The organism is Prosthecobacter fluviatilis (genome assembly GCF_055388355.1).
Window position 1 is genome coordinate 4,240,521 of record NZ_AP043782.1, and the last position, 18,257, is coordinate 4,258,777.

Sequence of the window (18,257 nt, forward strand, 5' to 3'; positions counted from 1 at the left end):
GATGGCAAGAACGAAGGGATGGGGGCGATGATTGCCCAGCCTCGAAGGAATGAGAGATCTCAACGATGAAGATAAATGCATGCTACTGCAGGTGCTAAGAATGTGTGCGGTGATTGAAGCCCGAGTGTCAGCGGGGCACCAACGTGAAAGCCCAATTCCTACGTCAGGAAAAGGTTAATTGTTCCCTGAATCACAACCACAAAGGGCCGTTGGCGTGTGGATGATGCCGGGCTGTTCCAATCTAAGCAGATCCTTCAGTTTCGTGTCTGGTGAAAGTGTAATGAGGGACACGGTCAAACCGCATTGATGTCCAAGCCGCGGCCCCAATAGGCAGAAATATTCGTTCAGTCAGAATGAGTGGCAAATCACGGAGCTGTGCCCGGCAGCGCCGCCCAACCTCGTCCCCACTCATGAAAGCCAAGCTACCACAAAATAACCGTCTCCACGGCATTTATTTCCGCTCCGGTGCCGGAGTGCTGAAAGCCAGGGCCGGGTGTTCTCTCATGGCGCTGCTGACCGGATTTTTGGTGCTATGTGTGATTCCGCATGTCAATGCGCAGACTCCCGGTTTCAATGGGCATTGGAAATTGAACGGCAACGGCAACTGGAGCACGGCTGCCAACTGGAACAATCTGGACGGTGGCACCGACTACCCAAGCGGCCAGGACGCTTTTGCCAACCTGAGCACCATCGACATTACGGCCAACCGCACGATCACGCTGGATGTGCCGGTGACTCTGGGTGAACTCAGCATTGGTGACACCACGGGCAACAACAGCTACACCATTCAGGGCGGCACGCTGACGTTTGATTCTTCCGGCGGCGTCTCGACACTGACCAAAACGGATGGTGGCAACAACGACACCATCTCCTCCGCCATCGTGCTCAACAACGAGCTCGACATCTACAATTACGACAGCTCCAACAGCCAGGGGCTGCTTCTCACCGGAGTGATATCTGGCGGCACTGCAGGCCAGGTCACCCTCAGGTTCAATGATTTCTCGCCGACCGGTGTGAATGGGTCTTTGAACTTCTTGTACCTCAGCAACGGGGGCAACACGTTTCAGGGGCAGCTGGTGGTGGAGTCCGGCCTGCTGCGCTATGAGTCGAACCCGCGTGCCGCCGGGGCACAGGGTGTGGGCAATGAGACCATCGCCACAGGGGGGGGGGGCATCGACCTGCGGGGCCTGGCCTTCAATTATCAGTCCGATGACACGGAAATTTTCATGATTGCCGGCCGGGGGCCCAATGGCCTCGGTGCTCTGCGGAACACGACGGGCACAGCTTTCCTTTCCCACCTTGTCGTCACGGATGATGCGGTGCTGGATTCTCAGGGGACGATGGTGCTGGAGCGGCGCCTCAACACGGCAGGCAATGCCGGCATAGCGTCCATCCTCGATTTTGGCGGCAAGAACCTCACCAAGATCGGTGCTGGTGATTTCATCGTCCGCGGTGCCGATGTGCTGAACGCAAACGGGGCGTCGCTCACCATCAATGAAGGGGAGATGCGCTTCGAGTCGCGCGGTTTGCTCAATGGGACAGGTGCTTCCACCGGCATCAATCTGGACGGCCTCACGGTGAACCTGGCCTACAACCGCAACCCCTATGACAACTTTGATCTGGCCAATGGCAGCCGCACCACCAATGACCTCTACGGCGTCAACATCTACCAGACGGCGCTTCAGGGCAATGCGGTGCTCGATGCGCGTTTTTCCGTGGGTTCCTACTGGGGTGCGAGTGTTGGGGGGACAGGCAGCCTGGCAGAGCAGACAAAGGAGACGCTGGTCTTTGACGGCATGACCTTCAATTTTAACAACGGTGTCTTCCAGCGTGAGGGAAACGGCGAGGTTGGCCGCACGTTTGACCACATCTTCACGAACGTCACCATCAACCTCGTGGGTGGCGGCATCGGCCCGGATGACCGTGGCAACGGCAACCTGTTTGACATCGGGGGTGGCTCCGCGAGCTACAACAGCACCACCGGTGTCTTCGACAATCCTGGAGTGGAGCAGTTTGACGGTGTCTTTGACAACACCAGCGCTGGCAATGCCGGCACCGGCTTCACTGTGCGCGGCTCTCGCGAGATGCGCGTCACCGGCAACAGTGTCAACTTCAACGGTGACATCCTCATCAAGCAGCCGACCGGCCGCTGGGTGAGCAACAGCTTTGACCGGAGCAACGGCGGCCAGGCTGCCTCTGTCATTTTCAACATGTCGCTCGCGGGCGCTGACGGCAGTTTCAGCCATGCGAACTCCATCACCATCACACGCTGGGGCTCGCTGGCGCTGCTGAACAATTCGGCCAGTCCGCTGTATGCCAGCGCGAACAATGACGACCGAATCAACGACTTCGGCTTCACCAACCTGCGCAACGGCAACCTCCTGCTGGAGACTGACGCCACCGTGACGAACCAGGAAAACTTTGGCAATGTGGTGGCTGACTTTGGCACCAACTTCCTTGTGCTGGACACCCGTGCCGGCGGCAGGTTTGACGGCGCGTTCCAGAGCTTCACCCGGAACAACGGCGGCGTGCTGAAAATCTACGATGCCAACCCGGCGCACACCTGGGGCACAGGGGCCGGGGACGACCGAATCGCTCTGGTAGATGCCACCGGCCTGAACACCGTGGGAGCTAATGCGCCTGGCACCACGTCCCAGCGCATCGTTGTGGGCCTCTTTGGTGGCGTCATGCCAAACCTCATCACCCCCGCCTTCGGTTCCAATACGCGTCCACTCTCATCCACCCAGGGCAGCTACATGTACAGCGGCATGGGCATGAACCTCATGACCTATGACAACGGCTACCTCCGCCCGCTGACGGCCGCCGAGTTTGACACCAGCATCAACCCGGTCTCCGGTACCAACTGGCTGGTGAACCGCTACATCGCCCCCGTCACCGGCGTGGAAAATTATGGCGACGCAAACAACTACGCCGGGCGCAATGTGACCGCGGACACCGCCATCAATTCCCTCACCATCAGCTTTGACGCAGTCGCCTCCTCCCAGGTCATCGGCACCTCCACCAAGGACTACATCATCATTGAGCAGGGGAAGACGCTGAAGATCAATTCCGGCGTCATCAACATCAACAGCTTCGTCCAGGCCGCCAATGCCAACATGGAGGGCGTCATCCGCGGCGGCTTTCTGGACATGAACGGCCAGTCCACGCTCATCAACTCCAACGCCGGATGGAACGACACCGACCGCGATTCGGGGAACTGGTACGAGTTCATTGTCGGAAACAGCTCCTACATCCGCTCCCACATCATCAACACCACCGACCTCGTCAAGACGGGGCGCAACACGCTCTACCTCGACACCTGGAACACCATCACCGGAAACATTTATCTCAGCGATCAGGGCGTGCTGGACGTGCGTCACGCCGGTGCTTTGGGCGCCGGGGGCGCAGGCCGTGAAGTCCTCGTCGGCGGAAACTCCGCGCTGCTTCTCGAGTACGGCACCAACATCACCGGCATCAATCTCCGGGCTACCAACACCTACCAGGGCTCCACCACCTTGCTGCGCGCGGAAGGGGCCACGCAGAGCACCTGGGGCGGGGACATCATACTGGACGTCGCGGATGCGGCAGGAAGCTCGGAATTCCAGTCCTATGCCGTGACTGCACGCAACAACGGCACGCTCTCGATCTACGGCAACATTTACACTGCCAACAATCAAAACTTCACCGACAGCGATCCTTACGCCGATCCGCCTGTGGTCACCTCAAACTTCGGTGAGGCTTACACGATCAACCTCTACGGGCAGTACCGGGACGTGGCCACTGGCAATCTTGGCACCGACCCCGCCAATGCCTCGATCACTTCCATTTTCCGCACGGGGGACTCTGAAACGCGGCTGGACGCCAATCACTCGCTGCGCTTTCAGATGACTGGGCATGACGAGGGCAATGTGAACGTCTTCCAGCAGTGGGACGCCACAGGCAGGCTTGATCTCAACCGTGGCTACTTCCGCATCCTGTATGATCCGAACGCCGCTGGCAACAACGGCACGGGTTTCCTCACGGATGGAGCGGACACCCTCATCCAGCTCAACGATTACTGGACACGCCTGGCCTTGGGCGCCGATGGCGCGGGGACCAACACCTATCACACCCATCTGATGCTCACGCGTGACGGACAGGTGATGAACTGGTCCAACCAGATTTATGTGTACAACAACAACCGCGACGGAACCATCAGCATAGGTGGTGAGAACCAGAGCGGCACTGTTTACATTGGCTCTTCAGACGGCGCGGCGAGCTACAGCATCTATTTTGAAAACCAGGGGGGGGACCGTGATCTGCGCTTTCTGCAGACACGGGGTGGCACGACGGTGGTCAACTCGCGCCTTTTTGACAACGGCACGAGTGTGAACTCCAGCGCTACGATCATCGGCCCAGGAACGGTGATCTTCAATGCCAACACTGCCGGTGCCTCCACCGTGGAACGCTGGAATTTCATGGGAGGGAGCGCCGTCTGGCAGGGGAATGCAGCGAGCGGCAGCCTGCTGGGCAATGACTACTTTGGCATTGCCGCAGCCCAGGCGATCTTCGGTGGCGGCTCGCTCACCTACATCGGCGACACTGTGGCCAGCCGCACGGAAAACCTCACTGGCAACTTCCGCATCCTCAACGGTGAGTCCGGCATCCATGTCATCTCCGGGGCCGGCTTCACAGCCACGCTCAATTTTGGTGCCGCTGCCGCCAGCTTCTCCAAGAGCCAGGGGGCCACGCTCAGCTTCATCGAAACCGGTGCCGGAACGGCGGCTGTCACGCTTCAGGCTTCAGGGCTCACGAATACGGGGCTCATGTCCTACGCCACCTATGGCAGCGCGCTGGGCGTCGTCACAGACTTTGCCAGCAATGGCGCTTCCGGAGCCATCAGCGCCTATGCCGGCTATGTCTCCGGTGCTGCGGAAAGTGACTTCACCGCAGGAAACACGGTGGATGTGAGCAGCGATGTTGCTTTCACTGGTGCCGCTGCTCCGGACAACCTGCGCTTCAATGCCCCTGCAAGCCTCACTCTGGACGGCCAAAGCATGACCTTGGGCGGCGGCGCCATCCTGATCTCCTCGCTTAACACAGGAGCGAACACCATCAGCGGTGGCACGCTCACGAGCGGCTTTGATGCGGACCTCAGTGGCAGCGGCACCAGCTACGACCTGATGATTCACAACTACGGCACCGGCACGCTGACCCTTGGTGCCACCATCACGGACAACGGAGGCACCCAGACAAACCTCGTCATGGGCGGCACCGGCACCACCATCCTGACGGCCGCCAACACCAACACCGGGGAAATCTACCTGAACAACGGTGTGCTGAGCATCTCCAGCGAGAGCAATCTGGGCGCGATCAATGGCAGCGTCGTCAAGCTTGTCCGTGTCAACAACGGCGGCAACGGCAATTCAGGCCTCACCTCGGCCTATTCCGCCAACACGAATGCCTCCATCATTTTCACCACGGCCAATGCGCCCATCACCGCTGCCGTCGGCACCTTCAATTCCAATACCACCGTCGTCACCGCCACGTCATTGATCAGCGGCGGTGTCGGCTACACCACCGGCATCTGGGCAAACTTGGATGACCCGAACAGAACAACGGAAAACCCGGCAGGTGTCTGGGCCATCCTCAACAGCGGCAATCTCCACTTTGACGGCGGTACCCTGGCAGTGACGCAGGATGTCACCCTGGACGGAGCGCGCACCTTGTTTCTGGGGGCCAACGGCGGCTTCCTGGATGTGGCGGCTGGAAAGACCCTCACCATCAACGGCTACATCACCAGCGAGTACAGTCAGATCAACTCCGCCAACGGCTACACCGCCAATCAGCTCGGCCTTGTGGATGATCCCGCCAGCAATGGCAATCCTGACATAGGCGACCTCACCATCAGGGGGGGCGGCACCGTTGTGCTGACAGGCGCACCGGACAACATCATCCGCTCCAACATGATGAACACCTATGGGGGGCTTACGTGGATCAGTGAGGGCACTTTGAAAATCGCAGGTGCTGGGACCTCCGCCACTTCTGCGCTGGGCACCAACCGTTCATGGATTGACGGTACCATCGTCGGTGCGAACGGCACACTGGAGTTTGCCACGACCTCCGACCCTTCCATTTATGAATGGATCACCTTTGGCGGGACCGGCTATGAAGGGCGCGGGGCGGTGCTGACCACGGGCACCGGCCGTGTGGTGCGTCTCAACGGCCAGATGCAGGTGGACAGCCCCACTCTCTTTAATCTTGCCTCCAACACCTATGGCTACGTCCGGCTTGGAGAGCAGGGCGGTGCACTCTATGGCAGCGGCGACATTCTGCGCACCGGAGCCAATGAGTTCTCCTTTTATGTCAACGCGCCTGACTGGACCGGGCGCTTTCTCAGCGGCAGCGGCACCAGCCGCGTCACCGGCGCCGGCAGCCTGCAGGGCATGCTGGGCATGGCGCTGGACCGCAACTCCTTCTTCCTCTACAGCGCCGGCAGCACTGGCATTGACGAGTTCCGCGACCGCCTGAACGACAACCTTGTGGTGACCAGCAATGGCTACACCCGCATGCGCATCGAAAACGGTGCCGGCGTGTTTTCAGGCCAGGAAAAAATCGGTGTCGTGAATGTGAACAGCGGTGTTTACGGCATTGAGTTTGCCCTGGGGGGAGACGTCATCAATGGCACCATCCGTCTGCAGGGAGACTATGCGGCCTGGCACTTCACGGACATCGTCCGCAGCCAGGGCTCCATCGTCATGGTCCGCAATTTTGACCCCGGCATGGACATCTCCTCAGGTGTCACCGATCTGACCAACCGCGCACTGGTGCTGGTGGACAATGCGCCCACTCTGAGCGGCACCGGAGACGGCACCAATGGCAACACCGCCATCATCGCCGGTTTCTTTGGCGGCACCCGTCCCGCCCTCCTGAACACGACCACGGGCATTGCGTGGGATGAAGACCGCACCTCGCGCTTTCTCATGACGTCGGTGCTCAGCACAGATCCCATCACCGGAGCTCCGGTGTACTACCTGCGCCCGCTGTCAGACGCACCCGGCTCCACCGACTACAAGATCATCAGTGACGCTGGTACCACGACGGCCTCCGCCGGACCTCTGGATCTCACGACGGCAGGCATCAGTGCCGATCAGAATGTGCGTTTTGTGGGCATCACCGACGATGCCATCGGCCACGGTTTCACCTCCCGCATCAATTCCATCCTTACGCTAGACACGGTGCTGGAGACCAACTCGGTGACCTTTGCCACAGACGCCACCGCCACCAATGTCAACGGGGCCGGCAACCAGGTGAATCTCCTCATGACCCAGGGGGGGACTTTGAAGATCAACTCCGGGGTTCTGATGTTTGCCAGCATGGGAACCATGGACCGTCTGGGGGCCGCTTTTAACGCGGACATCAACCTCGACATCAACAACTACATCATTGGTGGCAATCTCGATTTCAACGGCAAGGAGGCGATCATCTACGCCGGCAGCGAATGGGCGCATTACAACACCTCCGACCAGCTCAACGCCTACCGCAGCACGGACGGGGACAACACCACCGCCATCATCCGCAGCAGCATCTACAACACCGGAGGCAACGGGCTGACGAAAACCGGCGCCTCCAGCGTGACCCTGGAAGCGGCCAACTACTACACCGGCGACACCACCGTGACCTACGGGAACCTCTACGCCCGGCATGACCAGGCTCTGGGCCAGAGCACGCGGCTGAACATCACCGGCGGCGGCAATTTCATTCTGGGCTACAACTCCCGCATCACGGGGGTGGACGTCTATGTCGGCCAGATCTCTGGAAACAACCTCGTGATGTATGCGGAAGGTGACGGCGCGGAGTGGGGCGGCGACATCATCCTCGACAATGTGGACTCCACCGGCAGCGCAGGCGGCATCACCCGTAACTTTGTGGCACGCATTGAGGCGGCCAGCTCAAACACGGTCTTTCACATGAATGGCAACATCTATGGCGGAGACACCGCCGTGATGAGCGGTGCCCAGGCCACCTCACGGGTTTTCACCACCTACACAGGAGCCTCCCTTTCCACACTGGACTTCATGGGGCAGATCCGGGACAAGGCCAATGGCGCCATCAACCTCAGTGCCGGAGACACGCTGAATGACGCACTGCGCATGGAGGTGGCGGCCACGACGGACACGGCCAATGTGCACCTCTACCAGCAGTATGATGCCGCGGGCCGCATCAGCATCGTGCGCGGTGTGCTGCGCTACATGGGTGCCGGCAATTTTTACACCGACGCCGCCGCACTGGCCCAGGATCCGAACAGCGACCTCTCCGGCTTCCAGATGGGCGGACGCTCGCTGATTGACAGCAATGTCGGCATCGGAGCGGCTGATGTGTCCTTCTTTCTGCACAACAGCGGCACCACCTTCAACCTGTCCAGCTGGAATGTGGGGGTGGACACCAGCGATCCTGACAACAGTCTGGGGAACAGCAACTACGGTTTTGGCAACACCACTGGAAACACCAGCCTCGGCGGTGAAAACATCAGCGGCACCATCACCTTTGGCACGGGCACTGGCAGCATCCGATTTACCCAGGCGGACACGCTCTATGACCGCAATCTGAACCTCTATGCGGCACGCGGCGGCACCGTGGACATGAGGGTCAACTTCCTGGATGGCGGAGATCTGGTGAACTCCTCCATCACCAAAGTGGGCGCGGGCACCGTGCGGCTGCTCGGCTCCAGCGCCGGAGACAGCACGGTCGAGGCGCTCAAGATGCTCGGCGGAACACTCATGCTCACCGGGTATGAGGTGAACGCCGGCCGCCGTGTCGGCAATGGCGCTGCGCTCACCCTCAGCGGCGGCTATCTGATCGTGGACGCCACCCTGGGAGTGGCACAGGAAGATTTCAGCAACCTGACGCTCAACTCCGGAGGCTCGCGTCTGGCTGTGATTGGCAGCGCCACTGTGAACATCAATTCTGGCATCACGCTCAATCCCGCTTCAGGGGTCACGATGGCTTTCATCGAAAGCAGCGGCGGTGTCATCAATATCTCAGCCCCCGGGCTCACCACCACAGATGGTGCGCGCTTTGGCTACTGGGCTGTGTATGGCAATGCACTCGGCCAGGTCACGGACTGGGCGGCACGCGAGGGGACTTCCGGTGTGAAGGCTTTCACGGCATATGACGTCAATGATTTTACCAGTGGCAAAAACACGGAGGTCACTGTTTCAAACACCTTCTCCGGTCCCGCCGTCACCAATTCCGTCAAATTTGCCACGAACGCCTACCTGGACCTGGGCGGCAGCTCGCTCACCGTTGAAAATGGCGGCATTCTCGTCAGCTCCAGCGTCGGCGGAGCGGTGGACATTTTCAACGGCACCCTCACCCGCAATGGTGCCGGGGACATCCTGCTCTACAACTACGGCGCAGCCATCACCACCATCTCCGCGGCCATCACCAACAGCGGCGGCGGCATGGTGAACCTGGTGACCAGCGGCACCGGGACCACAGTGCTCAACGCTACCAACACGTACACGGGAGACACCTACATCAACGGTGGCACCCTGCAGATATCCAGTGAGTCGGCTCTGGGGAGCATCAGCGGCTCCGTTGTGCGGCTCGTGCGTGAGTATAACGGCACCAACACGGGAGTGAACCAGAGCAATGCCTCGCTCTATTTCCTCGGTGGCGGCTCCGGCTCCGGTGCTGCTGGGAAATACTCCTCCAACAGCGGCCAGAACGTGACAAGCACCACGCTGACCAGCGGCGGCTCCGGCTATACCAGCGGCATCTACGTCAGCACCAATGCCGCCGGCACCAACAATGCCGGCATCTGGGCCATCCTGGACAGTGGCAATCTCCACATCGACGGAGGCACGCTGGCGACCACGGACGACATCAACCTGAACGGGGCACGCACTGTTTTCATCGGGGCCAGCGGTGCCACATTCAATGTGGCCGCAGGCACGGCGCTCACGGTCAACGGCTACATCGTAAGCGACGTCACGGACCTCCCCGCCGGAGACGCCCCCATCGATCTCACCCGGCCCTTGATCGGTGGCCTGGCGGTCGAAGGTGGCGGCACTTTGGTGCTGAGCGGCGCGCCAGACAACACTCTGCGCGAAAACATGTACAATGGGTACAATTCGCTCACCCTGATCAACAACGGCACCATCAAGATCAACGGGCTCGCCTCGTCCGCCTCCAACGCTCTGGGGACCTATAGCGGCTGGGCGGACAGCACCTACATCGGCCCCAACGGGACTTTGCTGATGAACGTGACCAATGCGGACGTCGGCCTGTATGAATGGCTCACGCTGGATGGGCAGGGCTACCAGGGAGGCGGGACTTTCCAGACCGTCACTGGCAACACCGGCACCACCCGCGCCTATTATCTGCGCGGGCAGATCCATGTGCTCAGCGACGCGGTCTTCAACCTGCGCAACGGCAGCAACATCTACCTGAACAATGGCGGCGGCGAGACCTATGGCTCCGCCAACATCATCAAGATCGGCCAGGGTGATTTCCGGTTTTATTCCAACGAGTCCAACTTCACCGGCAGCTTTATCAACGCCTCCGGCAGCGCCCGTGTGTATGACGCCGGCCGCATCATGAGCATGGCCAGCATGGTTCTGGAGCGTAACAGCTTCTTTGGCCTGAACAACGACAGCACCTCCGCCGACGAAACCCGCAGCCGCCTGGGCGACGACATGCCGGTGTATACCAACGGCTATGTGCGCATGCGCTTTGAAGGCCCCGCTGGCGTTTTCTCAGGGATCGAAAAAGTGGGGACTGCCAATGTGCTGGGCGGGCAGCTCGGCATCGAGTTCGACATGGGGGCCACCCTCGCTGGCGGCGCACCCGTGCTCAAAGGCGAGTACCTCGGCTGGCACTTCACGGAGATCGTGCGCAATCCGGGAACCAGCGTGCACCTGCGGCTGCTGGACCCGGGCACCTCGTTTGCGGACAAAAACTTCAATCCCGCCGTGCCCTCGAATTCAAACGGAAACATCGCGGCGGTGCAGGTGGATGTGCTGCCCACCCTCATCGGCAGCGGAGACGGTACCAATGGCAATGCCGCAGTGGCCGTCGGCTTCTTTGGAGGGGTGCGTCCAAACTGGTACAACGTGGCGGGGACAGGCAGCCTCTTCAATGAGGACTACATCGCCAACCGGCTGGTGACGGTGGACACCAACAGTGCGGGCGACCACTTCCTGCGTCCGCTGCTGGATTCTGAATACAAGGTCGTGGGCAGCCCTGACGACGCGCAGACGACCTCCATCAGGCTGGAGGATCAGGGCATCAGTGCGGACCAAAACCTCAAGATTGTCGGCGTCACCAGCGACTCTCTCGGAGGCAGTGAATTTACCAGCCGTCAGAACTCGCTGCTCACGCTGGGATCAGTCGCAGCCGACTGTTCACTGCCCAGCGGCATTAACATGATCATCAACTCCCTGACGTTTGCTTCGGAGTCATTCGGGGCCGGAACCAACGGCAACGGGAACTGGACCGCCCTGATCATCGCAGACGGCGCCACTCTCCGGATCAATTCCGGCATGATCCAGATGTACAACACCGGTGTGCAGAACATGCAGGGAGCCGCCTACAATTCGGGCCTCAACATGGACATCCGCAGCTCCCTCAACGGCGGCTACACAGACTTCAACGGCATGGATGCGCAGTTCAACATCGGCAGCCTCTGGGTGCATTACAACACCACGGACGCCATCAACGCCTACAAGGCCACGGACTTCGACAACAACTACTTCTCCATGAACTCCAGCATCATCAATGCCACGGGACTGGTGAAGTCTGGAGGCTCCTCCCTGTTCCTGAACGCCGTCAACTACTACACAGGGCTCACCACGGTGAGCTACGGCAACCTGTATGCGCGGCATGACCGGGCGCTTGGGGCCAGCCCGCAGTTGCAGATCACCGGGTACGGGAATTTCGTGCTCGGGCTTGGCTCGCGCATCTCCGGTGTGAATCTCTACATCGGTGCCATCAGCGGTGTGAACAACGCGCTCCAAATCGAGAACAACTCCGTCTGGGCCGGCGATATCATCATCGACAATGTGGACTCCGGCGGTGCCACGGCCTATGCGCGCAGTTTCCTGCCACGCATTTTCAGCAACACCACCGGCCTTGCCAGCATTGACGGAAACATTTACGGCGGCTCCACGGCCATTGGTTCCGGAGCGCGCACGGACTCCCGCATCTTCAGCACCTACACCGGCGCCCTGGGCCTGCTCTACCTCAACGGCGTGGTGCAGGACAACGCGGCGGGCGCTTTCACCGGGCCGATCGACATCTACAGCCAGTCTCAGGTGCTGCGCATGGAAGTGACTGCCAACAACGACGAATCGGCGGTGCAGATCGGCCAGCAGTACAACGCGGCAGGCCGCATCAACATCAACCGTGGCACGCTCTACTACTCCGGGAACGGAGATTTCTACACTGCGGCAGCGGCCGCTACGGTGAACTCCGCTCCGTTGAATCCGATGATCGGCCTGCAGATGGGCGGCCGGTCGCTGACTTCCGACAATGGCCGCGGTGCCGCGAATCTGGCTTTCTTCCTGCTCAATGCGGGCTCAAACTTCAACCTCAGTTCCTGGCAGGTGGGTGTGGACACCAACGACCCGTACAACCTCGCGGGGAACTACGTGTACGGAGAAGGCAACACCACGGGCAACACGACTCTGGGCGGTGTGAACACCACGGGCACTGTCACCTTTGGCACAGGTGAGGGCAGCGTCATTTTCACGCAGGCCAACGCCGCCTACACCCGGGATCTGGGCCTCTTTGCGGCCAAGGGGGGCACGGTAGATCTCAAGGTGAACTTTGTGGACAGCGGCAATCTCGTGACCTCCTCCATCACCAAGCAGGGGGGCGGGCGGGTCAACCTGCTGGGGTCCACGGCCGGAGACAGCACCGTGGAAGGCGTGAACGTCATGGGCGGCATCCTTGCGCTGGCAGGGTATGACATGAACCTGAACCGTCGCGTGGGCAATGGGGCGCTGCTCACTCTGGCAGGGGGCACGCTGGTGATGGATGGCACAGGGGCTTCCTTCACAGAAAATTTTGGCAGCCTCAAGCTCAACCAGGGCGGCAACGGCATTGCTGCCGCAGGCGATGGCGTTGCAAATTTCGGCACCATCAGCATCGCGGGTACGTCCATCAACCGTGCTGCGGCATCCACCATCCACTTCCAGTCCATCGCCGGTGGCATTATCAACTTTTCCAATGCCGCCATGAAGGGCAAAGCGCGGATTGGCTCTTTCGCCACCTATGGGGCGAACGCAGCCGCCTCGGGCTACGCCACGGACTGGGCCGCCACGGACGCGGCGGGAAATGTCATCGCCTACACGGGCTACTCCACCGACAGCTTCGGTGCCGGTTTGCAGACGGATGTGCTGACCGCCGGCCTCACGGCTGCTGCCACAAATTCAATCCGCTTCAATGACGCTGCTGGCACGATCACTGGTGGCAACCTTATCCTCAATGACGGAGGGCTGCTTTTCACCAGCAACTACACCACGGGCACCCCCATCGCTGCGGGCGTGGGGGTTACCACGGGCGGTAGCGGTATTGATTTGCTGATCCACAACTATGCCTCCGGAGTGGTCCATTTTGACGGCAGCATCACAGGTGCGCAGAATGTTGTGTTCACCGGCACCGGAGAAATTGCGTTCACCTTGCCCAGCAGCGTCAGCAGCATCGTGGTCAGCAGCACGATGACCACGACCACCACCACCTCAGCTCCAATCACCAACCCATACACTGTCAAAGTGAGCAGCACGGCCGGACTCAGCGTGGGAATGGACGTGAGCGGGATGAACATCCCGGCCGGCACCAAGATTCGCAGCATTGTGGATGGCACGACCATCACACTTACCCGGCTGGTGACCGGCTCGGGCACCTTCGATCTGACCTATTCCTCGACGACTTACACACCTGCCAATACATACACCGGGGCCACGCACATCACAGGTTCGGCCGTCGTTTCATTCAATAATGTCGGAGCCTTTGGCGCCACCTCCGGATTCTTCCTCAACGGCGGCACGCTGAACTACTCCGAGATCGGCGCCACCAGCGCCGCGATCACGCAGAACATCACGCTCGGCGGCAACAACGGCATTCTGAGTGTTTCGGATGCGGGCAGTGTCCTTGTCATCCGCGGTGCGGTGAACCAGATCTCGTCTGAGGCAAGCAACATCATCGCCGCCTACGGCACGAACAATCCCAACGCCGGCGGTCTGCAGATCGTGGGTTCCGGCACGGTGCAGTTCGGTGACCGCAGCGGATTTACCAACAGCACCACGGAGGATCTTCTCGGCTTGGTCAACAACTACACCGGCCTGACCATTCTCGGGGACGGAGTCAACGCATTGCGCGTTGATATCCAGGGCAAGGGTAACAACAACGCGCAGTACGCTCCGTTCGGCACCACCCAGTCCTGGGCGGACGGCACCATCATCAAGAACAACGTGACGGTGGAGTTTTCCATGGTTCGGGATGCCAACCGCACCGGGCAGCTTCGCTTCCGGGAGTGGTTCCAGATCGGTGAAAAAGCGGGCGATCAAATTCTCTTTGATGGCAGCACCCAGCGCCAGCCGACATTCGACGGCATCCTCAACATCATCGGTGATCTGACCTTCCAGACCCAGGGCAACCGCTACGGTGACGCTGGCAGCACAGGCAACTCCGAATTTCTCATCAATCCCAATGAAGGCGGCATCATGGGCACAGGAAACATCATCAAGCTCGGCGATGGCAACCTGCGCTTCTACACGCCCATGCATGAGTGGACGGGAGACCTCGACATCCAGGACGGCTTTGTCGGCCTGCAGATGAACTCCGGCGCCATCTTCAACCCGAACGGCAAGATCTATTTTGGCGACCCGACATCCGGGCAGACATCTGCGATCCAGATGCGCATCGAAAACCGCTACTATGGCAACAACAACATCGGCATTGATGCGCCAAACATGGACCTGACCGTCAACCGCGACATCGTCGTGCGTGACAACATCCGGCAGCTGGTCAGCATTGCCGCAGGCTATCTGCCCACCAGCGGCACGATTCATTTCACTAATCAGATCAATGTGGGCAGCGGGTCGTCCAGCTATGTCCGCTTCTATTACGAAGATGGCACCAACACCCCCACCTCGCCCTACCGCACACAGCTGGACCCGGATCTGGTCGGCCACGTGCAGGAAACGGTTTTCGACATCTCCGGCAGCATCATTGGCAGCAACCGGGTCGTCATAGATGCAAACAACTACGGCGTATATCCCGCAGGCGCACCCATTGGCGACGGCGCTCTCTTCATCCTGCTGCTGAACGGCGACAATTCGGGCTACAGCGGCATCTTCAGCATCGGCAACGACAGCTCAGGCACACACACGCCAGGCCGCGACTCCATCCTGCGGATCGGCAGCTCCACGGCTCTGGGAACCGCCGGCCAGATTGACTTCCGCAACGGCGGCACCTTCCAGATCGGGGGCAACAGCATGACCTTCACGCAAAATTTCCTGTTCTACGGCGGTGCGGGCATGGTCACGACAGCAGGCATTGAAAACGCCTCCGGCACAGCGGCGGCGATCACCTTCGATTCAGGCACGCAAACGGGGACGAACTTTCAGGACATCGGCGTCGGACTGCGAGACGGCGTCGCACCCGGGCTCTTCGGCGGCGGTGCTTCGGCGCTCTCTGTGGTGAAAATCGGCGCGGGTGGAACCGTCTTTGGAGCCAGCACGGGAGGAGGCGACGTGATCGACTCCTTCAGCAGCTACACCGGCACCACGCAGATTTTGGAAGGCACCCTGTTCGCAGGGACGAACAACTCCTTCTCACCTTACTCACGCTTCATTGTCAGCAGCGGGGCGACTCTCAGTCCTTACTGGGATTATGCGGGCACCGGCTTTTTGGTGACCATCGGCTCGCTCTCAGGCGTGGATGGCTCCGTGACAAACATCGACCAGTCCACGCTCAACATCGGCTGGGACAATACCACGGATGCAGATTTTGCCGGTGCCATCATCGGGTATGGCAATCTGAACAAAGTCGGCAGCGGTGCCCAGACCCTCTCAGGGGTGAACACTTTTTCCGGCAATGTGGGGGTGATACAGGGAACCCTCATTGGCACCAATAACACCGCATTTGGAGACGCCTACAACGCCATCAACCTCGGGGGCCTTCCCATCATCGGCGGCACTCCGCTGCTGGATGCCAAGGTGGAGCTGCTGCTGGCCGGCAACGCCACGGACGTGGTGAACCCCGTCTCCATGAATTACTTCAGCGGCAATGACGAGGGCATCACGGTGATCGGCACCCGCGAAACCAGCGGCAGCTACGGCTTTGGCCTGGGAGGGACGGTGTCCCTGTATCAGGATCAGCGTACGGACGATTCGTATAATCTCATCCCGAACTCGGGAACCAATGTGTTCTTTGAAGCGCGCGGAGCATCTGTCTTCAAGTTCGGAGACCGTGTGCAGAACGGAGGTTCCGACCCAGTGACCAATCTGGTCAAGATCGGGACCGGCACGGTGGAGCTGCGCGCTTCAAACAGCTACGGCCGCATCGGCTCAGCTGGGGCTGCGATCAATGGCGGCACCGTGATCCGCCACGGCACCATCAGCATCTTTGACGGCTATGCGCTGTCTTCCACGGTCGTTGAAATGGGGGACACACGGCATGAACTGGCCGGAGCCTATCTGGCCACGACCTCCTCTCTCATCACGAGAACCAGCGGCAGCTACGATGCAGCAGGCAACGGTGCGGGCGGCCCTGGCAAAGGTGCCTTCCTCAATGTGAATGCCACCGTGGACGGGGTGGCGATCACGGCCGCTGACATTGGCAAACGCATTCTGGTCAAAGACGAAAGCGCGCATCCTGAATACAACGGTGTGTATCAGGTCGTCAGCGTGGACGCTTCCTGCGGTCAGATGAATCTCGTCCGCGTATCCGACTTTGATGAGGCCGGTGAAATGCTCTACGGCAGCAGCATCGCCGTCAGCCATGGCACGACGCAGGCGGGGCTTCAGTTCTTCCAGGCCTCCACGGATGTGGCCAGTGTGAACACCGCCAGGACAGATCCGGTGCACTGGCTGCAGGATGTTCCCAACGCCGACGTGTCCCTGGTGGCCGCCAACGGTGGGATGACGATCTACAATGACATTGACATCAATGACACCAACGGCAGCGGCAAGACCACCCTTGGCGGCACCTTCACCAGCGACACCACCTACTTCTACGGCAACGTGACGCTGCAGCATTCCAGCCTGCCCGGGGTGGACAATGTCCGCGAACTGATCCTCCTCTCTTCTTCGAACGATGACACGCTTGTGACAGGGGAAAAGGGCGTGGTGTTTTCCGGGGTCATCTCCGAGGCCCAGTCCGGAGACACGCTAAGCGTGAACAAGCAGGGTTCCGGCACGGTGACCTTCACCAATGACAACACCTACACGGGCAAGACCACTGTCAGCGAGGGCACCCTGGCGCTGGCCGGTGGTGGCGCGGTGTCCGGCACCCGCTGGATCGAGGTCAACAACGGCGGCACCTTTGATTTTTCCGCCAGCACCGCAGGCGACTTCACCTTTGACGGCACCTTCAACGGCTCCGGCACCGTGGAGACGGGTTCGGGAGACCTCATCATCGGCACCAGTGGTGGTGCCGGAGTCCTCCGCCCTGGCATGTCTTCAGACCCCTTCAGCATCGGCACCGCCGGCGACGGCATCGGCGCTTTGACTGTGAACGGCAATGTCGTGCTCACAGGAAGCGCGACGGGTGTGGATCGCCTGGTTCTTCAAATGGGCGGCTCAAATGGCGCCGACTACAACGACGCGGCCAACATAACCATGCAAATGGGGGCGGGGAATCTGACCGCTTATCTCAACTCACAGGGCAGCTTCTATGACACTCAGACCGGCGGCAATCATGACCGCCTTGTGGTCAACGGTTCGTTCACGCTGAACAGCGGCGGTCACATCACGTTCAGCCGGGGCAGCACCGACTACCAGCCCGTGGTGGGAGATGTGTTCAATTTGATCGACTGGTCCTCGGTCACGGCGAATGGGTTCAGTGCCGGAGGCACCACCCGTGGTGGCGGACTTCTGGGAGATCTGGCGCTCCCTGACCTGAGCCTTTCCGGGCTGTACTATGACACGACCCTTTTTGCGAGCTATGGCATTGTGGTGGTGGTGCCGGAGCCCGGGCGCATGGCTTTGCTGCTGTTCGGCCTGGCGGCTTTGCTCTGTGGCCGCCGGCGCAGCCGTCGTTGATCGTTG

The 18,257-nt window shown here is 60.4% G+C and carries 1 protein-coding gene; it reads left to right on the top strand.

Going from position 1 to position 18,257, the window contains the following annotated elements:
- The first annotated feature begins 410 nt into the window (after nucleotides 1-410).
- Complete coding sequence (locus ACZ5WW_RS16635; protein ID WP_377166221.1) at nucleotides 411-18,251, top strand: autotransporter-associated beta strand repeat-containing protein; 17,841 nt, start codon at nucleotides 411-413, stop codon at nucleotides 18,249-18,251.
- Nucleotides 18,252-18,257 lie beyond the last annotated feature (6 nt).